This is a genomic window from Pseudomonas sp. GW704-F2 (assembly GCF_059423025.1).
Genome location: NZ_JBWKXO010000010.1, coordinates 1 through 19,246, shown reverse-complemented (window position 1 = coordinate 19,246; position 19,246 = coordinate 1). Strand labels below are relative to the sequence as shown.

The 19,246-nt window shown below is 61.4% G+C and carries 18 protein-coding genes; 12 read left to right on the top strand and 6 right to left on the bottom strand.

Annotated elements, in window-relative coordinates; translation table 11 throughout:
- Positions 1–54: 54 nt before the first annotated feature.
- On the top strand, positions 55–171 hold the full coding sequence (ccoM, locus tag AC07W0_RS10830; protein ID WP_017844812.1) for a cytochrome c oxidase subunit CcoM: 117 nt from the start codon (positions 55–57) through the stop codon (positions 169–171).
- A gap of 176 nt (positions 172–347) precedes the next feature.
- Here ccoM and AC07W0_RS10825 read toward each other — a convergent pair whose 3' ends face one another.
- Positions 348–1,823, bottom strand: coding sequence for an inorganic phosphate transporter (locus AC07W0_RS10825; protein ID WP_017844813.1), 1,476 nt, complete (start codon positions 1,821–1,823; stop codon positions 348–350).
- Positions 1,824–2,156: 333 nt separating this feature from the next.
- On the bottom strand, positions 2,157–2,357 hold the full coding sequence (locus AC07W0_RS10820; RefSeq protein ID WP_003172389.1) for a hypothetical protein: 201 nt from the start codon (positions 2,355–2,357) through the stop codon (positions 2,157–2,159).
- 541 nt (positions 2,358–2,898) lie between these two features.
- Here AC07W0_RS10820 and pcaR point away from each other — a divergent pair.
- The 11 genes from pcaR to pcaC all read left to right on the top strand — a co-directional run bounded on the left by pcaR (position 2,899) and on the right by pcaC (position 13,589).
- Positions 2,899–3,741 (top strand): pca regulon transcriptional regulator PcaR, encoded by an 843-nt coding sequence (gene pcaR, locus AC07W0_RS10815; RefSeq protein WP_017844814.1) that lies wholly within the window; start codon positions 2,899–2,901, stop codon positions 3,739–3,741.
- A gap of 144 nt (positions 3,742–3,885) precedes the next feature.
- The gene (gene pcaK, locus AC07W0_RS10810) at positions 3,886–5,226 is read left to right on the top strand and encodes a 4-hydroxybenzoate transporter PcaK (protein ID WP_102617391.1); all 1,341 of its coding nucleotides are present in this window, start codon (positions 3,886–3,888) and stop codon (positions 5,224–5,226) included.
- Positions 5,227–5,397: 171 nt separating this feature from the next.
- A complete protein-coding gene (locus AC07W0_RS10805; protein ID WP_017844816.1) occupies positions 5,398–6,255 on the top strand; it encodes a CoA transferase subunit A in 858 nt (285 codons plus the stop codon).
- Entirely contained in the window at positions 6,255–7,034 is a 780-nt protein-coding gene (locus AC07W0_RS10800) for a CoA-transferase subunit beta (protein WP_017844817.1), read from the top strand. The genes AC07W0_RS10805 and AC07W0_RS10800 overlap by 1 nt, the downstream gene beginning before the upstream one ends.
- Positions 7,031–8,236 carry a 3-oxoadipyl-CoA thiolase gene (pcaF, locus tag AC07W0_RS10795; RefSeq protein ID WP_173677806.1) on the top strand — a complete coding sequence of 402 codons (1,206 nt, stop codon included), beginning with the start codon at positions 7,031–7,033 and terminating at the stop codon, positions 8,234–8,236. Before AC07W0_RS10800 ends, pcaF begins: the two co-directional genes overlap by 4 nt.
- A 17-nt stretch (positions 8,237–8,253) precedes the next feature.
- Complete coding sequence (pcaH, locus tag AC07W0_RS10790) at positions 8,254–8,958, top strand: protocatechuate 3,4-dioxygenase subunit beta (RefSeq protein WP_017844819.1); 705 nt, start codon at positions 8,254–8,256, stop codon at positions 8,956–8,958.
- A 1-nt stretch (position 8,959) separates the two neighbouring features.
- Positions 8,960–9,526: a protocatechuate 3,4-dioxygenase subunit alpha gene (gene pcaG, locus AC07W0_RS10785; RefSeq protein ID WP_102617393.1), complete on the top strand. Its 567-nt coding sequence runs from the start codon at positions 8,960–8,962 to the stop codon at positions 9,524–9,526.
- A gap of 187 nt (positions 9,527–9,713) precedes the next feature.
- Positions 9,714–11,009 (top strand): MFS family transporter, encoded by a 1,296-nt coding sequence (locus AC07W0_RS10780; protein WP_017844821.1) that lies wholly within the window; start codon positions 9,714–9,716, stop codon positions 11,007–11,009.
- 10 nt (positions 11,010–11,019) lie between these two features.
- Entirely contained in the window at positions 11,020–12,384 is a 1,365-nt protein-coding gene (locus AC07W0_RS10775) for a 3-carboxy-cis,cis-muconate cycloisomerase (RefSeq protein ID WP_102617394.1), read from the top strand.
- 10 nt (positions 12,385–12,394) lie between these two features.
- Positions 12,395–13,186 carry a 3-oxoadipate enol-lactonase gene (pcaD, locus tag AC07W0_RS10770; RefSeq protein ID WP_102617395.1) on the top strand — a complete coding sequence of 264 codons (792 nt, stop codon included), beginning with the start codon at positions 12,395–12,397 and terminating at the stop codon, positions 13,184–13,186.
- Positions 13,187–13,196: 10 nt separating this feature from the next.
- On the top strand, positions 13,197–13,589 hold the full coding sequence (gene pcaC, locus AC07W0_RS10765) for a 4-carboxymuconolactone decarboxylase (RefSeq protein ID WP_017844824.1): 393 nt from the start codon (positions 13,197–13,199) through the stop codon (positions 13,587–13,589).
- An 88-nt stretch (positions 13,590–13,677) separates the two neighbouring features.
- Here the strand turns inward: pcaC and AC07W0_RS10760 are convergent, their stop codons facing one another.
- From AC07W0_RS10760 to AC07W0_RS10745, 4 genes are all read right to left on the bottom strand, one after another.
- Complete coding sequence (locus tag AC07W0_RS10760; protein ID WP_102617396.1) at positions 13,678–15,144, bottom strand: M91 family zinc metallopeptidase; 1,467 nt, start codon at positions 15,142–15,144, stop codon at positions 13,678–13,680.
- A gap of 137 nt (positions 15,145–15,281) precedes the next feature.
- Positions 15,282–16,181: a polysaccharide deacetylase family protein gene (locus tag AC07W0_RS10755; protein ID WP_046490263.1), complete on the bottom strand. Its 900-nt coding sequence runs from the start codon at positions 16,179–16,181 to the stop codon at positions 15,282–15,284.
- Between the two features lie 111 nt (positions 16,182–16,292).
- Positions 16,293–17,834, bottom strand: a complete 1,542-nt coding sequence (locus AC07W0_RS10750) for a M91 family zinc metallopeptidase (protein WP_256580918.1) — start codon at positions 17,832–17,834, stop codon at positions 16,293–16,295.
- Positions 17,835–17,925: 91 nt separating this feature from the next.
- Entirely contained in the window at positions 17,926–19,176 is a 1,251-nt protein-coding gene (locus tag AC07W0_RS10745; protein WP_046490264.1) for an OprD family porin, read from the bottom strand.
- Positions 19,177–19,246: the final 70 nt, after the last annotated feature.

Here is a 19,246-nt window from a genome sequence, read left to right as displayed (position 1 = left end):
GCCTTCTCCTTTAACTTAGCCCTATCGCAACAAGGCAACAGCAGGAGGCCAGTCATGTTTTTCGATAATGTGGTATTTGCCGGAGTGCTGACAGTTGGCCTCATGGTGCTGTTCTTCGTAGGGTTTGGATTTTTTATCTGGAGAGACGCGAACAAGCGTAAAAAACCATAGGTTTTTCCAGGTTACATGAGCACGCAAGGCATTTTGGGCGACTTCGGTCGCCCTTTTTTTTGCCCGCGATTTAATCAACACCGCTCTCACTTCTGAACGGCGTTCGGCTTGAGATCGACCGCATAAAAAAAGGTGCGACCCTCGCGGATCGCACCTTTGTCATGGCCAGCGGGCTATCAGCTGCCCAGCGCCTTGGACGCCATCCAGAACAACCCGGCCGACAGGCCTACGGTCGCCGGCAGGGTCAATACCCAGGCCATCAGGATGGTCTTCACCGTGCCGCCTTGCAGGCCGCTCTTGTTGGCAACCATGGTGCCGGCAACACCGGACGACAACACGTGGGTGGTCGATACCGGCAGGCTGAAGATGTTGGCCAGAGCGATCATGCTGGCGGTGGTGATTTGCGCTGACATGCCTTGGGCATAGGTCATGCCCTGCTTGCCGATCTTCTCGCCGATGGTCAGTACCACGCGCTTCCAGCCGACCATGGTGCCCAGGCCCAGGGCGAGTGCGACCGCGATAATCACCCAGAACGGTGCGTATTCGGTGGTGGCGGTCAGGTCTTTGCGCAGCTTGTCGAGGTCGGATTTCTCACGGGCGTCCAGGCCTGGCAGCTTGCCGACTTTCTTCGCGGTGTCGTCCAGGCACAGCAGGTAGCGGCGTACCTCGATGCGCTGGTCGGACGTCAACGAATGGTAGTCGGAAACACCTTTCAAGGTGTCGAGCAGCGCGTTGATGGTCGGTTCAGTCTGCTGTGGGTTGCAGCGGAACTTGCCCGGCAGGTCGTCCTTCACGCTTTTGCCCAGAGCCAGGAATTCGCCCAGGGTTACTTGATTGCGCTGGTAGAACTGGTTCAGGTGCAGGGTGGCGTCGCGGGTACGCTCGATCTGGTAAGTGGTGCTGCCCAGGTCGAGAACGAACTGCGCCGGCACGATACCGATCAGCACCAGCATGATCAGGCCGATACCTTTTTGCCCATCGTTGGAGCCGTGGACGAAACTCACGGCCATGGCGGAAATCACCAGAACCAAGCGGTTCCAGAACGGCGGGCGCTTCTTCTCGTCGACCTTGCGGCGCTCGTCCGGAGTTTTATGCATCTTGGACAGCGGACGCCACCACTTCAGGCTGATCAGCAACAGGGCTGCGACCAGAAAGCCGGCCATGGGCGAGAACACCAGGGACGCACCGATATCGATAGCCTTCTGCCAGTTCACCCCGTCAGCCAGGGGAATGTCGTTGATCAGCGCATTCGCGAGGCCGACACCCAGGATCGAGCCGATCAGGGTGTGAGAGCTGGAGGCGGGAATACCGAAGTACCAGGTGCCCAGGTTCCAGGTGATCGCCGCGGCCAATAATGAGAAGACCATCGCCAGACCATGGCCGGTGTTCACATTGATCAGCAATTCCACCGGCAGCAAATGCACGATGGCGTAGGCGACACCGACACCGCCGAGCAATACGCCGAGGAAGTTGAACAACCCGGAGAAGAACACGGCCAGATGCGGCGGCATGGCTTTGGTATAGATGACTGTGGCCACCGCGTTAGCGGTGTCATGAAAGCCATTGATGAACTCGAAGGCGAGGACAAAGGCCAGGGCGAGCAGCAGGCTCACGAGAACCCAAGCATCCAGTCCGCTGAATAAATCGATCATGAAGGTTTTCTGACCCGGTCGTAAGGGGGCGCGATTATGCCAGAAAACCTCGGTAATCGATGCACTAGCTGCTCATCGGTAACAATCTTCATTGAAAAAAAGCCGGGCAGCAGCGCGCATCCCAGGGTTTTCGGGGGCTCGGCAAGTCTTTGATTTACAAAGCGCGGCGTCGTAGAGGTGGGTTTTTGTCACCTAAACGTCATCTCTGAAACATTTGTACGAAATTTCGTTGGTCGCAGCAGGACGCTGAATAATTGACCCACGAGCGAGGTGCCCTCCGCCGGCGGTGAGCCGGCGGAGACAGCAGAACCCGTTGGACTCAAACCTCGATGCTTATGGCTCTTCGGCTTTGAGTTCCTGTTCAATCTTTTGGATCTCCTGGGCAAAGGCCTGATCGAGCAGACTCGCTCGTTTGCGCCATGGCTTGCGCTCTGGTTCAGGCTGAGCGGCGTAGGTGGTGACTTCCCCGCCGTATACGTCCTTGTAACGTTGCTCCTGGCGCTCAAGTTCCGCGCGCAGTTCATCTTTCGTCACAGTGTTACCTAATTTGAGTTGAGTTTAATTAACGTGCAGTGCTACACCCGAATATTGCCCTCGGCATGTTTTAAGTTGAGCAGGTGAACCCTTCAACTTTAGACGAATTGCCAGCGGTGACTTCCTTGAACCGGTATTTATAAACGGCAGCATAATCAACATACGATGCCGGGCGAGCTCCCATCCCGATATGGATATCGGGCTGACCTCTGCACAGGTTGCATTATAGCGGCGCATTTTAATAACACTATCATCATAAAGTTAAAAAGCGTCAACGTTGTGTGAGGCTTTTGTTACATGCACGCGTCAGTCTTGGTTGGGAAGTGGCCGACATAAATGCCGGCGTAAGCCCAATGCTGTCATGCAATCCGGTTTTTATGATCGCGCCGGCAAAATTGCGATAATCGCATGATCGTCCGATAATCGCCCAACGTTGCTGACCCAACCTTGTGCATCCCGGTTGGGGCGGCTTTCAATAGCGAGCAACCTTCGCGGTTGCCGATAAGCGCCAGCGGTTGAAAATAATAAAGAGGACCTTGAAATGAACGATCAATTGCGCAACTCCTTTGCGTCAGCGGCGCCGCCGATCGTGGCTTCACCGGCCAAACGCATCCAGGCATTCACCGGTGATCCGGACTTCATGACCTCCCTGGCCCGTGGCCTGGCCGTGGTGCAGGCGTTCCAGGAACGCAAGCGTCACTTGACCATCGCCCAAATCAGCCACCGTACCGAAATCCCCCGCGCCGCCGTGCGCCGTTGCCTGCACACCTTGATCAAGCTCGGCTACGCCACCACTGACGGGCGCACCTATTCGCTGTTGCCCAAGGTGCTGACCCTCGGGCATGCCTATCTGTCCTCGACGCCGTTGGCGGTCTCCGCTCAACCGTACCTGGACCGCATGAGCGAGCAGCTTCACGAAGCCTGCAACATGGCCACCCTGGAAGGCGACGACATCCTCTATATCGCCCGGTCGGCCACCACACAGCGCCTGATTTCCGTGGACCTCTCGGTAGGCGGGCGCTTGCCGGCGTACTGCACTTCCATGGGCCGCATCCTGCTGGCGGCGCTGGACGATGCGTCGCTGCAGGACTACCTCGACCACGCCGACCTGCAAACCAAGACCAGCCGCACCCTTACCACGCCTGAAGCCTTGTTCGAGTGTCTGCAACACGTGCGCCAGCAGGGCTGGTGCATCGTCGATCAGGAGTTGGAGCAAGGCCTGCGTTCCATTGCGGTGCCGGTGTATGACGCGTCCGGCCAGGTGCTGGCGGCGCTCAACGTGAGTACCCATGCCGGTCGTGTCAGCCGTAGCGAACTGGAGCAGCGCTTCCTGCCGAGCATGCTCAGCGCCAGCCGTGAGTTGAGTGCGCAACTGTTTGCCTAAGCTGTTCGGTGACCGCACAGATCCCGGTTCGATCAATTGACGTTGTTTCCCCTGGGTTATTACTGTGCGGCAGCGCTCTGAGCGCCGCCCAATAATAATGACGACCCCAGGTCGTTGGCCCGCCATCGGTGTGGAATAACAATAATGAATCAACCTTCTGTCGCTACCACCCTGGACGTGCAGTCCTTCATCAACGCCCAGCCACTGTCACGCTATCAGTGGCGTGTGGTGATCCTGTGTTTCCTGATTGTCTTTCTCGATGGCCTCGACACCGCCGCCATGGGCTTCATCGCGCCCGCGCTGTCCCAGGACTGGGGCATTGACCGCGCCAGCCTCGGCCCGGTGATGAGCGCCGCGCTGATCGGCATGGTATTCGGCGCCCTGGGTTCCGGCCCGCTGGCGGACCGTTTCGGGCGCAAAGTGGTATTGGTGAGTGCGGTGCTGGTGTTTGGCGCCTTCAGCCTGGCCTCGGCCTACAGCAGCAACGTCGATCAGTTGCTGGTGTTGCGCTTCCTCACCGGCCTGGGGTTGGGCGCCGGTATGCCGAATGCCACCACGCTGCTGTCCGAATACACCCCCGAACGCCATAAATCGCTGCTGGTGACCAGCATGTTCTGCGGTTTCAACCTGGGCATGGCCGGTGGCGGGTTTATCTCGGCCAAATTGATCCCGGCATTCGGCTGGCACAGCTTGCTGCTTATCGGCGGTATTTTGCCGTTGATCCTCGCGGTGGTGTTGTGGGGATGGCTGCCGGAATCGGCGCGCTACCTGGTGGTGCGCAACCGCGGCACCGACAAGGTGCGCAAAGCCTTGTCACCCATCGAGCCCGGCATCGTCGCCCAAGCCAGCGGTTTCAGCGTGCCCGAGCAAAAAACCGTGAAGGCGCGCAACGTATTCGCGGTGATCTTCTCCGGCACCTACAGCGCCGGCACCTTGTTGCTCTGGCTCACCTACTTCATGGGCCTGGTGATTGTGTACCTGCTGACCAGTTGGCTGCCCACGCTGATGCGCGACAGTGGCGCGAGCATGGAACAGGCCGCGTTCATCGGTGCGCTATTCCAGTTTGGTGGCGTGTTGAGTGCGGTCGGGGTGGGCTGGGCGATGGACCGGTTCAACCCGCACAAGGTCATCGGCACGTTCTACCTGCTGGCCGGGGTATTTGCCTACGCGGTAGGGCAGAGCCTGGGCAATATCACCGTGTTGGCGACCTTGGTGCTGGTCGCCGGGATGTGCGTCAACGGTGCGCAATCGGCGATGCCGTCCCTGGCCGCACGCTTCTACCCGACCCAGGGCCGCGCCACCGGCGTGTCATGGATGCTCGGTATCGGCCGCTTCGGCGCGATCCTCGGCGCGTGGATGGGCGCCACCTTGCTGGGCCTGGGCTGGAACTTCGAGCAGGTGCTCACCGCGCTGGTGATCCCCGCCGCATTGGCCACGGCCGCCGTGGTGATCAAAGGCATGGTCAGCCATGCCGACGCCACCTGAAGACACGCGCAATTCCTGTGGGCGCAAGAAAGATTAGCTAGACAACAATTGGTTCGATAATCGAACACTGTGTCGATTATCGGATTGTTTGGCTTTTTGCCCCGGCTTAACCTTCAAGTACTTCGGCGCCACCTTCGCGCCTTTTTCGATCCACACCGGGAGCCCGAACCCATGGCTGAAATTCTTGCGCTGCGTGACGCGGTGAAGCGATTCGTGAACGACGGCGATACTGTCGCACTGGAAGGCTTTACCCACCTGATCCCTACGGCAGCGGGTCATGAAATCATTCGTCAGGGCAAGAAAGACCTGACGCTGGTACGTATGACGCCTGACCTGATCTACGACCAGTTGATCGGCGCCGGCTGCGCCCGCAAGTTGATTTTTTCCTGGGGCGGCAACCCTGGCGTGGGTTCCCTGCATCGCCTGCGTGATGCGGTCGAGAAACACTGGCCGCAACCCCTGGAGATTGAGGAACACAGCCACGCCGACCTGGCCAATGCCTACGTCGCCGGTGCTTCCGGCCTGCCGTTCGCGGTGTTGCGTGCCTACGCCGGTTCCGATCTGCCCAAGGTCAACCCGCTGATCAAGACAGTCACCTGCCCATTCACCGGCGAAGTGCTGGCGGCGGTGCCGTCGGTACGTCCAGACGTCAGCGTGATCCACGCGCAAAAGGCCGACCGCAAGGGCAACGTGCTGCTCTGGGGCATTCTTGGCGTGCAGAAGGAAGCAGCGCTGGCCGCCAAGCGTTGCATCGTCACCGTCGAAGAAATCGTCGACGACCTCAACGCGCCGATGAACAGCTGCGTGCTGCCGACCTGGGCGCTGACGGCGGTGTGCCATGTGCCTGGTGGCGCGCACCCGTCCTATGCCCATGGCTATAACCAACGCGATAACCGTTTCTACCAGGCCTGGGACCCGATCGCTCGCGATCGGGGGACGTTTACCGCCTGGATCGACGAATACATCCACGGCACTGCCGATTTCAGTGAATTCCAGGCCAAGCTGGCCGCCGCGCAGGAGGCCAAGTAATGGCTTACTCGACCAATGAAATGATGACCGTCGCCGCTGCACGCCGTCTGAAGAATGATTCGGTGTGTTTTGTCGGCATCGGCCTGCCGTCCAAGGCGGCCAACCTGGCGCGCCTGACGTCTTCGCCGGATGTGGTGCTGATCTACGAGTCCGGCCCGATTGGCGCCAAGCCCAGCGTATTGCCGCTGTCCATTGGTGACGGCGAGTTGGCCGAGACTGCCGACACTGTCGTCCCCACCGGTGAGATCTTTCGCTACTGGCTGCAGGGCGGGCGCATCGACGTCGGTTTTCTCGGCGCGGCCCAGGTCGACCGTTTCGGCAATATCAACACCACTGTGGTCGGCGATTATCACCAGCCCAAAGTGCGCCTGCCGGGTGCCGGTGGCGCGCCGGAGATTGCCGGCTCGGCCAAGAGCGTGCTGATCATTCTCAAGCAGTCGGCGCGTTCGTTTGTCGACAAGCTGGACTTCATCACCTCCGTCGGCCACGGCGAGGGCGGCGATTCACGCAAGCGCCTGGGCCTGCCCGGCGCCGGTCCTGTTGGGATTATTACCGACCTGTGCATCATGGAGCCGGAAGAGGGCAGCCATGAGTTCGTGGTCACCGCGCTGCACCCCGGCGTGACCCGCGAGCAAGTGGTCGCGGCCACCGGCTGGGCGATCCGCTTTGCCGATCAGGTCAGCACCACCGCGGAACCGACGGCAGTCGAGCTGACCGCCCTGCGTGATCTCGAAGCCCGCACAGCGGCCGCCCACGGCCAAGCACCCGGAGAAGCCTGATGCGCGACGTATTTATCTGTGATGCGATTCGTACCCCCATCGGCCGTTTCGGCGGTGGCCTGTCCACGGTGCGTGCCGACGACCTGGCGGCACTGCCGATCAAGGCGCTGATCAAACGCAACCCTAGCGTGGATTGGCACGCAGTCGATGAAGTGTTCCTCGGCTGCGCCAACCAGGCCGGTGAAGACAACCGCAACGTCGCGCGCATGGCGCTGTTGCTGGCGGGCCTGCCGTCGAGCATTCCCGGCGTGACCCTCAACCGTTTGTGCGCTTCGGGCATGGACGCGATCGGCACCGCCTTTCGTGCGATTGCCAGCGGTGAAATGGAATTGGCGATTGCCGGCGGCGTCGAGTCGATGTCCCGCGCGCCGTTCGTGATGGGCAAGGCTGACACGGCGTTTTCGCGCAACATGAAGCTCGAAGACACCACCATCGGCTGGCGCTTCATCAACCCGCTGATGAAGGCCCAGTACGGCGTGGATGCGATGCCGCAGACCGCCGATAACGTCGCCGACGACTACCATGTGTCCCGCGCCGACCAGGACGCCTTCGCCCTGCGCAGCCAGCAACGCACCGCCGCCGCCCAGGCCGCCGGGTTCTTCGCCGAAGAAATCGTGCCGGTGCGGGTCGCCCATAAAAAAGGCGAAACCGTGGTGGAACACGATGAGCATCCACGGGCCGACACCACCCTGGAAACCCTGGCCCGGCTCAAACCGGTCAATGGCCCGGACAAGACCGTCACCGCCGGCAATGCGTCGGGTGTGAACGACGGGGCGGCGGCGCTGATTCTTGCGTCTGCCGAGGCCGTGAAAAAACATGGCCTGACCGCCCGTGCCCGAGTGCTGGGCATGGCCAGCGCCGGTGTCGCGCCACGGGTGATGGGCATCGGCCCGGTGCCGGCGGTTCGCAAGCTGGTGGAACGCCTGGGCCTGGCCGTCACCGATTTCGATGTGATCGAACTCAACGAGGCCTTCGCCAGCCAGGGCCTGGCGGTGTTGCGTGAATTGGGCATCGCCGACGATGCGCCCCAGGTCAACCCGAACGGCGGCGCCATCGCCCTCGGCCATCCTCTGGGCATGAGCGGTGCGCGACTGGTGCTGACGGCTCTGCATCAACTTGAAAAAACCGGCGGCCGCAAAGGTCTGGCGACCATGTGTGTTGGAGTGGGCCAGGGCCTGGCGCTGGCGATTGAACGCATCTAATAAGAGAGGACCGCTCCATGAGTGACAAGCCCGGTTACCGGCGCCCGCAAGCGGGCACTCAACCTGATTACCTGCACCCGGCCTACCAGTCGACGAACCTGCGTTCGCCGTCTCAGCCGTTGGTGTTCCTGCCCCATTCCCTGTCGGAAATCACCGGCCCGACCATCGGCGCCGAGCGCATCAACGAGAAGGACAACGACCTGACTGCGCAGCACGACGGCGAGCCGCAGGGCGAGCGCATCATCGTTCACGGGCGCGTGCTCGATGAAAACGGTCTGCCGGTACCGGGCATCCTCGTGGAGATCTGGCAGGCCAACGCGGCCGGCCGCTACAACCACGCGCGCGATCTGCACGACGCGCCGCTCGACCCGAACTTCACCGGCACCGGGCGTACCGTCACCGACGCCGAGGGCTGGTACCAGTTCCAGACCATCAAGCCCGGCGCCTACCCGTGGGGCAACCACCACAATGCGTGGCGCCCGGCGCATATCCATTTTTCGCTGTTCGGCCCGAGCGTGCTGACGCGCCTGGTCACGCAGATGTATTTCCCCGGCGACCCGCTGCTCGAGTACGACCCGATCTACAACTGCGTACCGGACACCTCGGCCAAGCAACGCCTGATCGCCACGTTCGACCTGGAAAAAACCATTCCTTCCTATGCCCTCGGCTACCGCTGGGACATTGTCCTGCGCGGCCGCGACGCCACGCCGATGGAGAAATGAGATGAGCCTTTACGCGACCACGTCCCACACCGTCGGGCCGTATTACCACATCGGCCTGACCTGGCTGAACCGCGAAGCCCTGGCCAACGCCGCGACCCTTGGCGAACGCGTGGCGATCAGCGGGCAAGTGGTGGATGGCAACGGTGATGTCGTCAACGACGCCATGCTGGAAGTCTGGCAGGCCAATGCCGCCGGCAAGTACGACCACCCGGAGGACGACCAGGACAAAGCGCTGGACCCGAACTTCGAAGGCTTCGGCCGGGTGCCGGTGGATGCTGAAGGGCGCTTCCGCTTTACCACCGTCAAGCCGGGCAGCGTGCCGGGGCTGGCGGGCACGACCCAGGCGCCGCACCTGGTGGTGCTGGTATTTGCCCGTGGCCTGGTGAAACACTTGCTCACGCGGATTTATTTTGACGGTGAGGCGCTGAATGCGGATGACCCGTTGCTCGCGCGCGTGCCCACAGAGCGGCGCAGTACCTTGATTGCCAAGCCGGATGCGGACGGTGTGCATCAGTGGAATGTGGTGTTGCAGGGGACAGATAAGGAAACGGTGTTCTTTGATTACTGAGTTGGCTTGAGAACCTATCGGGGGCAAGCCCCCTCCCACCTTTGATGTGTGAATACATTCAAGTGTGGGAGGGGGCTTGCCCCCGATGAGGCCATTTCAGGCAACACCTATGTAAATGTCTACAAGCGGAACATGGTTGTTGCAAAGTGTGTCTAGGCTATAACCGTTCCCACTGAGTGAAAAAAACATGACAACAACAACCAGTCACTACACCGGAGAAGAACGCAGCAAACGGATTTTTGCGATTGTCGGGGCATCCTCCGGCAACCTCGTCGAATGGTTCGACTTCTACGTCTACGCCTTCTGCGCCATTTACTTCGCCCCGGCGTTTTTCCCCTCGGACGACCCCACGGTGCAACTGCTCAACACCGCCGGAGTGTTCGCCGCCGGGTTCTTGATGCGGCCCATCGGCGGCTGGCTGTTTGGCCGGGTGGCCGATAAGCACGGGCGCAAGAACTCGATGATGATCTCGGTGCTGATGATGTGCGCCGGTTCCCTGGTCATCGCCTTCCTGCCCACCTACAAAGACATCGGCGCCTGGGCCCCGGCGTTACTGCTGGTGGCGCGGCTGTTCCAGGGCTTGTCGGTGGGCGGCGAATACGGCACCACCGCGACCTACATGAGTGAAGTGGCGCTCAAGGGCCAGCGTGGGTTCTTCGCCTCCTTCCAGTACGTGACCCTGATCGGCGGGCAACTGCTGGCGGTGTCGGTGGTGGTGGTCCTGCAACAGATCCTCAGCGAAGACGAATTGCGCGCCTGGGGCTGGCGGATTCCGTTCGTGATCGGCGCCATCGCGGCGGTGATCTCCCTGCTGCTGCGTCGTAGCCTGAAAGAAACCACCAGCAAGGAAATGCGCGAAGACAAGGACGCCGGCAGCATCGCCGCGCTGTTCCGTGACCATAAAGCGGCCTTTATCACCGTGCTCGGCTATACCGCCGGTGGCTCGCTGATTTTCTACACGTTCACCACCTACATGCAGAAGTACCTGGTGAACACCGCCGGAATGCACGCCAAGACCGCCAGCTACATCATGACCGGCGCGCTGTTCCTTTATATGTGCATGCAGCCGCTGTTCGGCATGCTGGCCGACAAGATCGGTCGCCGTAATTCGATGCTGTGGTTCGGCGCGCTGGGCACCTTGTTTACGGTGCCGATCCTGCTCAGCCTGAAAACCGTCAGCAGTCCGTTCCTGGCGTTTGTGCTGATCACGCTGGCGTTGGCCATTGTCAGTTTCTACACCTCCATCAGCGGCCTGGTGAAAGCGGAAATGTTCCCGCCCCAGGTGCGCGCCCTGGGTGTGGGCCTGGCTTATGCGGTGGCCAACGCAATCTTCGGCGGCTCGGCGGAATACGTGGCCTTGGGTTTGAAATCCTTGGGCATGGAGAACACCTTTTATTGGTACGTCACCGGCATGATGGCGGTGGCTTTCCTGTTCAGTCTGCGCCTGCCGAAACAGGCGGCGTACCTGCATCACGATTTATAAAGGAGGCGGTATGACGCTGCGCACGAGCAACCAACTGTTCGACGCTTACTTCAGCGCTGAGAGCATGGCCGAGGTGTTCTGCGACCAGGGGCGCCTGCAGGGCATGCTGGATTTCGAAGCCGCACTGGCACGGGCCGAGGCCCAGGTCGGGTTGATCCCGCAGGCGGCCGTCGCGCCGATTGCCCAGGCGTGCCTGGCGTCGCTGTATGACGTCGATGCCCTCGGCGTGGCGATTGCCTCGGCGGGCAATTCGGCGATTCCGCTGGTGAAGGCGCTGGGCAAGTGGGTGGCCGGTGAAGACCCGAGTGCCGAACGCTATGTGCATTTGGGCGCGACCAGCCAGGATGTGATGGACACCGGCCTGGTCCTGCAACTGCGGCGCGCGCTGGCGTTGATCGAAGCCGACCTGGCTCGCCTCGGCGATATTCTGGCAGCCCAGGCCCAGCGGTATGCGGCTGTACCGTTGGCCGGGCGGACGTGGTTGCAGCATGCCACGCCGGTCACCCTGGGCATGAAAATCGCCGGTTGGTTGGGCGCGGTGACCCGCAGCCGCCAGCGCTTGATCGAGCTGAAACCGCGCTTGCTGGTGCTGCAATTCGGCGGCGCTTCCGGCACGCTGGCCGCGCTTGGCGAACAGGCAATGCCCGTTGCCCAAGCGTTGGCGGCGCAGTTGCAACTGACGTTGCCCGAGCAACCCTGGCATACCCAGCGTGATCGCCTGGTGGAGTTCGCTGCCGTCCTCGGGTTGATCGCCGGCAGCCTTGGCAAGCTGGGCCGCGATATCAGCCTGCTGATGCAGACCGAGGCGGCGGAAGTATTCGAGCCGGCGGCGCCCGGCAAAGGCGGCTCGTCGACCATGCCGCACAAACGCAACCCGGTGGGCGCCGCCGTGCTGATCAGCGCCGCGACCCGCGTGCCCGGCCTGGTGGCGACGCTGTTCAGCGCCATGCCCCAGGAACACGAACGCAGCCTGGGCCTGTGGCATGCCGAATGGGAAACCCTGCCGGAGATTTGCCGCTTGGTCTCTGGCGCATTGCAACAGGCGCTGCTGGTGAGTGCAGGGCTGGAAGTCGACCCCGAGCGCATGGCGCGCAACCTCGACCTGACCCAGGGCCTGGTGTTGGCCGAAGCCGTCAGCATCGTGCTCGCGCAGCGCCTGGGCCGCGACACCGCGCACCACCTGCTGGAGCAGTGCTGCAAACGCGCGGTGGCCGAACAACGCCATCTGCGCGCCGTCCTCGCCGATGAGCCGCTCATTACCGCCGAGTTGTCGGCGACAGACCTGGACCGCCTGCTCGACCCGGCACACTACCTGGGCCAGGCCCAAACCTGGGTCAGCCGCGCTGTAACCGAACACTTTGCACTGACTGCCTGAGGAGATTGCTGTGGCTTTTGTACAACTCGCCGAGGGCGAACTGCATTACCAACTGGATGGCCCCATCGATGCACCGGTGCTGGTGCTGTCCAATTCGCTGGGCACCGACCTGAATATGTGGGACACCCAGGTCCCGGCCTTTGCCGAGCACTTTCGCGTGCTGCGCTTCGATACCCGTGGCCACGGCCAATCCCTGGTGACCGAAGGCCCCTACAGCATCGAACAACTCGGCCGCGACGTGATTGCGCTGCTGGACGCGCTGGACATCCCGCGCGCGCATTTCTGCGGGCTGTCCATGGGCGGGCTGATCGGCCAATGGCTGGGGATTCACGCGGAGGATCGTTTGCAGCGCCTGGTGGTGTGCAACACTGCGGCCAAGATCGGTACATCAGACGTGTGGAACCCGCGTATCGAGATGGTCCTGCGCGACGGTGCGGCCGCGATGGTGGCGCTGCGCGACGCGTCGATTGCGCGCTGGTTCACCGCCGATTTCGCGGCGGCCAACCCGCAGCAGGCCAAGCGCATTACCGACATGCTCGCGGCCACCTCGCCCCAGGGCTACGCTGCCAATTGCGCAGCGGTGCGCGATGCAGACTTTAGCGAGCAACTGTCGGCGATCCACGTGCCGACCCTGGTGATCGCCGGCACTGAAGACGCTGTCACACCGCCCGCCGGCAGCCACTTTATCCAGCGTCAGGTACAGGGGGCCGAGTACGCCGAGTTCTACGCCGCCCACCTGTCCAACGTGCAAGCCGGTGCGGCGTTCAGCGACCGGGTCATTCAATTTCTGCTGGCCCGCTGAGGAGTCTTTTGTGGACGAGAAACAACGTTACGCCGACGGCCTGCAAGTGCGCCGCGAAGTGCTGGGCGACGCGCATGTCGACCGCAGCCTGAATGCCTTGACCGAGTTCAACAGCGAATTCCAGGACATGATCACCCGCCACGCCTGGGGCGATATCTGGACCCGCCCCGGCCTGCCCAGGCACACCCGCAGTTTGATCACCATCGCCATGCTGATCGGCATGAACCGCGGCGAAGAACTCAAACTGCACCTGCGCGCCGCCGCCAGCAATGGCGTGACCCGTGCCGAGATCAAGGAAGTGCTGATGCAAAGCGCGATCTACTGCGGGATTCCGGCGGCGAATGCGACGTTTCATCTGGCCGAATCGGTGTGGGATGAATTGGGGGTCGAGTCGCGCGCTTAGTGCGACTCGGCACTGCACTCCTGGCGAGAGGCAACAGGTTGTCGAGGAGCGGTCGCTGACCGTCACGGGGCTGAGCGGTCAGCTCGACTCACAGGGAGCCGTAGCTTTTTCGCAGGGGCAGGCCCATTTCTTCTCGTAACGCGTTTTCGGTCAGTGGGTAAGGATTTGACGTGGTTGGCGCGGTTGCGGGGTCGTTGTCAAAGTCGAAGGGCGGACTGGCAGTTTCCAGGCCGACGACCTGGCGTTCATCATTGGGCTCCTGGGTGCGTGTGCCGTCCGGGCGGATAATTTCCGTATTGCCGAAAAATGTGCTGCCTGTGGCTGCGTTATAAGCGTGACCCAGTTCGTGGTACAGGGTCGTGGTGGTCGGCAGAAACACACGCGACTCGTCCGAGGCTTCTCTGGGGATGACCGGGTTATAGGTCACAAACGATTCTGTCGTGCCCGCGCCACGGATCCCATCGCGGATGATCGTGGGGTCCTGCCATTCTTCCAGGGGAACGCCCTCCGGCGGCACGACGATGTGAGTATCAGTGATATCTTGCATTATCGTGACTTTGGCTCCGCTGCGCTCTGCGGCGGCGTCCAGTTCATTCAACATGTGCTGGCTGTTGGGAGAGCCTCGGTAAAACTCCAGGTCATCCTCAACCCGTTGCTTGAATGCCGGGGAACCTTCGATATCAATCGCCTTGCGCCCTGCATTTTCGGGCAATGGCACGGTCTCGATAAACTTGAATCCGAATGGCAATCCCAGGTGATCGCTGCGTTTACCGTACACAACGTCGTCGCTTGAGTTGGAATAGACGCTGTCTTGACCTCTACCCGTGTAGATATGGCTTCGGCCATAAGCGTTTATCTGATCATTGCCTTTGCCGCCGTGCATGATGTTGTGGCCGCTTCCGCCGTGCATCAGGTCGTCATCGTTTCCCCCGTCCATGTAGCTGGTTTTGCTGTCAGGACCGTAACCCGCGTACATGCGGTCGTTGCCGTTCCCGCCGTACATGGTGTGATTGCCTGTGCCGCCCATCATGGTGTCATCGCCGTCGTCACCGCCGGCGTAACTGCTTGCGCTGCCCAGTTGGATGATGTCATTACCCGCGCCGCCGTAAACTTGGCTTTTACCACCTCCGGTCTGTATATGATCGTTACCTTCACCTCCATGGATTAGGGTGTAAGCCATCACATCAGGATCAATGCGAACGGTGTCGTCACCCTTGTTCGCCCTGATGGCTATCGCTGTCGCATCGCTGTTAGCAGCGGGCAGTAAATAACTTTTGCCATTTATCACGGCATTGAGTTGGCCGCGTTCGCCTTTGCTGATGTGAATGTCGTCCGCGCCATCGGCAGTATCGATTTTTAGAATCGTCACATTTTTTTTCCCGCTTTCCCCCTGATACGACGTGGTTGTCAGTGTGATATCGACATTTTTGTCACTGACAATCTTGCTGGTCTGGGGGGGAGGGCTGTTTATGAGTGCAGGGGCGCCTGGAGCTGGCGATCCGCCGGGGAGGGCATTAGGTTCGGGCGCTTTAGGCGCAACGGAAGAGGTTTGCATCGTCAATACTCTTTCTTGTGAGCGTCGGTGATTTACCGCCGATCAGTGGTGAAAAAGTTGGAGGGGTTCCCGCATGACGATAACTACTTCATTACAGCATGCATGAAAAAAGACAATGCACAGCCCGATAACGCACATCAGTTGGAATCGGCGTCCCACACCCAATTCCACACCCCGGGCAGATGCACTTCTTCACTCGCTTGCTTCACGGTACGCGCCAATGCCGCCCGCTCCAGTGCTGCGTGAGCGGTGTAGAACGGCTCGGCGGCGGTCTTCAGGCCGTCGATCCGGGCGCTGTCCATCAGGATCTGCAGGTACTCTTGCAGATGCCGTGCGGTGTAGCGGTTGATGTCGTGGAAGGTCACCACCACCGGTATCACGCCGTCGACTGTCGGCAATTCCCCCAAGGCGATGCGTTCGCGCACCACCGACAGCTGGCGGATCAGGTTCTCGCGGCGGCGCGGGCTGGCGTTGAAGCCCCAGATCTTGCCGTCGTTGGCGCTCAGGTCGGTCAACAACACCTTCATGCCGTGGCGCTGGTAGGCGGCGAAGGTGCGCCGGTCATAGTTCCAGAAGGGCGGGCGCACCAGCGTCGGCGACACGCCGGTGATCGCGGCGATATCCGCAGCGCCCTGGCTGAGGGTGCGTTCAAGCTCAGCGTCGCTCAACCAGCGATGGTTGGTATGAAAGGCTGTGGCCGTGTGGAACGCCAGCACATGCCCGGCCGCGAACTCACGTTCCATGGTCTTGCGGCCCCGTGAACTGCCGCCGGAGCGCGAGGCTTCGGTCTGCAGAAAGAACACCGCCTTGATGCCCGGCAATACCGGGTTGTTTGCCAGGTCGGCCATCACCGAGCGGGTCGGGTTGTTGTACCCCGAGGCGCTGGGACCGTCATCGAACGTCAGCAGAAAACGGATCGGTGCCTGGGCCTGCAGGCGTTGTTCGGTCTGTGGCGTCAGCGCGATGGGCGCGCTGATGCAGCCGCTGAGGCTCAAGGCCAGGGCGAGCAAGGCGGATGCGATGGCGAAAGATTTCATGGGTGCGCAGGCTCGAATAAAACCCGCTGCTGGATGGGTCAGCAGCGGCAGGCGCGCACGATACCGCAAGATGCTCGACGTGGGGTTAAAGGCTGACAAACGCGATCTGGTTTAACCTACGTATTGCGCTCGCAGTGGCCTACCCATTTCCTCGTTCAAAGCGTTTTCAGTGAAGGGCTTGGGGTTGGTGGTGATGGCTGGCGTGGCAGGGTCGTTGTCAAAATCAAAGGCGGCTGCGCTGCTCTCAAGGCCGACGGCCTGGCGTTCACTGTTAGGCACTTCGTGCGCCTGCCCCTCGAATACTTCCTGCGTGGAACCCGTGAAGGCGGTGCCGTTGGCGGCGTTATAGGCGTGAGCCATTTCGTGGTAGAGCCCGATGATGGGCGGGTGAGTCGTGCCCGCCGAGGGGTTCAGTTGGGACCGGTTGTATTCAATGCGCGCGCGGTCAGCCCGAGACCCGGGTACTCCGTCGACCATGAACCCCCACTTGGGATCGTCGCCGACTACCGGCGCACGTTCGTCCTGCAGCAGGGCCTGGAGTTCCTGGCTGCCGTAGATGTACCCGCTGCCGTTCTCCTGCCGATCTTCCACAATCGTTACCGGGGCGCCGTTGCGATCGGCAGCCGCGTCCATCTCTGCGAGCATCTGCTGGCCTTGGGGAGAGTGGCGTAACAGCGCCAAATCGTCTTCGACCCGTTGGATGAACGCGGCAGATCCCTTGATCGCAAACCCCTTGATTGGGCCGGCGTGGGCAGGCACGGCCGTCAATAGCGAGCCATTGAGAGGGTTGATCGAATCGCCGGGCTGGGCGTAGATCCGGTCGCCCGGTCGATTGGCAATAACGGTGTCGTAACCGTCGCCGGTGTAGAAGGTGCTTCGGTCGTGGCCGATCAAGCGATCGTGCCCGGTGCCGCCATGCAACACCGTGTGGCCGGAGCCGGCGTACAGCCGGTCATTGCCGTTGCCGCCATCCAGATAGCTGGCTTTTCGGCGCGATCCCGCGCCCGCATAGAGGCGGTCATTGCCGTTGTTGCCATAGAGCACGCTGTCGCCGCTGCCGCCCATGAGCAGGTCGTCACCGTCATTGCCCTCGGCGTAGCCAAGGCCGCTGCCAAGGCGCACGACGTCGTTACCGTTGCCGCCGACTACACGGGTGTCACCACCGCCGGCCTGGATTCGGTCATTGCCGTCCCCCGCTTCAATCACGATGGGCTGCATGACGTTGGCGTCAATGTGTACGTGGTCATTGCCGCCGTGGGTCTTCAGGTACAGGGTCAGCGGTTTGCCATCGTTATCGTGGCTGGCAAAACGATACAACCGGCCATTGAGGCGAATGTTCAACTGATCGTCAGAAGCCTGGCTGATGTGGACCTGGTCCGCGTCGTTGCCGGTTTCCAGGAGCAGGCTGTTGTTCAGGCTGAAGGAATAGCCGTGCTCCCATATCGACTGCCCGCTGGCTTTTAGATTGCCGTCATTCAGGAACGGGTGCAGATAAGTCTGGATCGACGTGCCTGGGAGGAACTGCAAATGGGCAGGTTTGGCCAGCCCGTAGTGACCAGTGTCGAACGTTGCTACTGGACGCACTGCAGGTAAGGGCGGTACGCCATCGAGGAGGCGTGGGAGAGGGCGGGTACTACCGTTGAAAACATCCATGTGTGGTCCTTGTTTAAGCGCCAGGTATCAGCCCTGGCGCTTAACAGTGACCACCCGCAGCAAATCGTTCCCGCCAAGGTGTAATACGGCTTTACAGCAGACTGAGCGGGTAGCTGACGATCAAGCGGTTTTCATCGAACTCATTGTTGCTGAAGTCGCGGCGGATGCTGGAATTGCGCCAGCGCAGCGTGAGGTTTTTCAGGGCGCCGCTCTGCAGCGTGTAGCCCAATTCGCTTTCGCGGCCCCACTCCTTGCCGTCGGTGATGGTGCCGGTATGCACGTTGCTGCCGCTGATATAGCGGTTCATCAAGGTCAGGCCCGGTACGCCGAGGGCGGCAAAGTTATAGTCGTGCCGCACTTGCCAGGATTTCTCCTGGGCGTTGTCGTAGCTGGAGTTGTAACTGTCGTTGGCCAGGGTGCCGCCGCTGGTGCCGTTGACGCGCATCCACGCGCTGTTGCCGGTGAGTTTTTGCAGGCCGACGTAGAAGGTGTTGCCGCCGTACTTGGCCGAAAACAGGCCGGACCAGGTTTTGTTGTCCAGCTCGCCTGCGCGGGCGCTGCCGTCGTCCTTGCCGTAGAAGAACCCGAGGTTGGCGCCCAGGGTCCAGTCGCCCACGGGTTGGCTATGGACCAGGTTGACGAACTGCTGGCGGTAGATGTCTTTGAGCTGGGCATTCCACAGGCCGACCTGGGTGCGTTTGTCGTTGAACGTGTATTCGCCGCCCTGGAAGTTGAAGCGGTCGGAGGTGAAGGCGGCTTTGCCGAACATCGACATGTCCGACATGCTGCTGTCGTCCCGCGGGCTATTGGCGCGGAACTGGCCGCCGTAGAGGGTCAGGCCGTCGATTTCCTTCGAGGTGATCTGCCCGCCGCGCAGGGTTTGCGGCAGGGAACGGCCGTCGTCGGCGCGCAGGATCGGCAGCGTCGGCATCCATTCGCCGACCTTCAGTTCGGTCTTGGAAATACGCGCCTTGAACGCCACACCCAGGCGCCCGAAATCGTCGGCGGGGCGGCCGTCATGGTCCAGCGGCAATAACTGTGAACCGCCAGTGCCGCGCCCGCCATCAAGCTTGAGCGAGTACAGCCCCAGTACATCCACGCCAAAACCCACGGTGCCCTGAGTGAAGCCGGACTTGGCGTCGAGGATGAAACTTTGCGTCCACTCCTGCGCGCCGCCCTGGGCTTTGGTCGGGTTGGTGAAGTTACGGTTGATGAAGAAATTGCGCAGGTTGAGGTTGGCGCTGGCGTCCTCCATAAAGCCGTGTTCTTCGGCGACGACGGGAAACGCAAGGCTGGCGACTGCGGTGGCCAGCAATAGCTGGCGAGGGTGAAAAGTGCTCATGGCATTGGGCCTGTTGTTATTGGGGTTATGCAGGTGGCGGCCATGGTGCGGGGCAGTGCGGGGGTGGTTC

What these genes read in the sequence shown, in the direction of transcription:
- ccoM (WP_017844812.1), top strand. Translation starts at nt 55, where the DNA reads ATGTTTTTCGATAATGTGGTATTTGCCGGAGTGCTGACAGTTGGCCTC.
- AC07W0_RS10825 (WP_017844813.1), bottom strand. Translation starts at nt 1,823, where the DNA reads ATGATCGATTTATTCAGCGGACTGGATGCTTGGGTTCTCGTGAGCCTG.
- pcaR (WP_017844814.1), top strand. Translation starts at nt 2,899, where the DNA reads ATGAACGATCAATTGCGCAACTCCTTTGCGTCAGCGGCGCCGCCGATC.
- pcaK (WP_102617391.1), top strand. Translation starts at nt 3,886, where the DNA reads ATGAATCAACCTTCTGTCGCTACCACCCTGGACGTGCAGTCCTTCATC.
- AC07W0_RS10805 (WP_017844816.1), top strand. Translation starts at nt 5,398, where the DNA reads ATGGCTGAAATTCTTGCGCTGCGTGACGCGGTGAAGCGATTCGTGAAC.
- AC07W0_RS10800 (WP_017844817.1), top strand. Translation starts at nt 6,255, where the DNA reads ATGGCTTACTCGACCAATGAAATGATGACCGTCGCCGCTGCACGCCGT.
- pcaH (WP_017844819.1), top strand. Translation starts at nt 8,254, where the DNA reads ATGAGTGACAAGCCCGGTTACCGGCGCCCGCAAGCGGGCACTCAACCT.
- pcaG (WP_102617393.1), top strand. Translation starts at nt 8,960, where the DNA reads ATGAGCCTTTACGCGACCACGTCCCACACCGTCGGGCCGTATTACCAC.
- AC07W0_RS10780 (WP_017844821.1), top strand. Translation starts at nt 9,714, where the DNA reads ATGACAACAACAACCAGTCACTACACCGGAGAAGAACGCAGCAAACGG.
- AC07W0_RS10775 (WP_102617394.1), top strand. Translation starts at nt 11,020, where the DNA reads ATGACGCTGCGCACGAGCAACCAACTGTTCGACGCTTACTTCAGCGCT.
- AC07W0_RS10760 (WP_102617396.1), bottom strand. Translation starts at nt 15,144, where the DNA reads ATGCAAACCTCTTCCGTTGCGCCTAAAGCGCCCGAACCTAATGCCCTC.
- AC07W0_RS10755 (WP_046490263.1), bottom strand. Translation starts at nt 16,181, where the DNA reads ATGAAATCTTTCGCCATCGCATCCGCCTTGCTCGCCCTGGCCTTGAGC.
- AC07W0_RS10750 (WP_256580918.1), bottom strand. Translation starts at nt 17,834, where the DNA reads ATGGATGTTTTCAACGGTAGTACCCGCCCTCTCCCACGCCTCCTCGAT.
- AC07W0_RS10745 (WP_046490264.1), bottom strand. Translation starts at nt 19,176, where the DNA reads ATGAGCACTTTTCACCCTCGCCAGCTATTGCTGGCCACCGCAGTCGCC.